This window comes from Kitasatospora nipponensis, assembly GCF_039528135.1.
GTDB lineage: Bacteria > Actinomycetota > Actinomycetes > Streptomycetales > Streptomycetaceae > Kitasatospora > Kitasatospora nipponensis.
In genome coordinates this window covers 1-609 of record NZ_BAAALF010000875.1, presented here as the reverse complement: position 1 = coordinate 609, position 609 = coordinate 1, and the positions used below count along the sequence as shown (strand labels likewise).

Below are 609 nucleotides of genomic sequence, written 5' to 3'. Positions count from 1 at the left end.
GGCCCGATCAGCGCCCACAACTCGTCATCGATCATCCACGGTGCACTCACACCACCACCAACGGACGAATCGTCACACCGGACACGGCCCACCAGCCCACACCCACAAGATCGTGTTACGAGCTCTACGGGAGGCCGTCGCTCGGTGCCGATCGCCACCAGCAGCTCCTGCTGCCCGGGGCAGGTTCCTGGTCCGGGCCGCGAAGGGCAGCACCGCCGCCGTGGCGGGGCAGGTCGTGGGTCCGGGCCCCGACGGCGGGCAGGGACTCCTCGAACGCCTTTTTCGCGGTGTAGCGGGCGGGCAGCTCGCACCAGGCCCGGTAGGCGGCCAGCTTGTCCACCAGGACGCCGTTGCCCTCATTGTCGCGGTCCACCTCGACCAGGAGACACGGGAATCTCCGCGCCCGGGCCGTCCCAAGAACGGCGAAGGGGCGGCCCTTACGGGCCGCCCCTCTTCCATCGCTTGTTCTGCCTTCCCGGGCGACCGAAGCCGCCCCCGGCAAGGCCACGATCCAGCCCCTGGTCGCACCCTAACCGAGCCGGCGGAGACGGGACGGGGAATTCACCCTCCGCGACGGGGGCACCGGGCCGGCCCGCGTTCCGCCCCGCC

At 71.4% G+C, this 609-nt stretch carries 1 protein-coding gene; it reads right to left on the bottom strand.

Annotation, left to right across the window (positions count from 1 at the left end):
• Window positions 1-124: 124 nt before the first annotated feature.
• Window positions 125-373 carry a hypothetical protein gene (locus ABD323_RS43810; RefSeq protein ID WP_344447582.1) on the bottom strand — a complete coding sequence of 83 codons (249 nt, stop codon included), beginning with the start codon at window positions 371-373 and terminating at the stop codon, window positions 125-127.
• Window positions 374-609 lie beyond the last annotated feature (236 nt).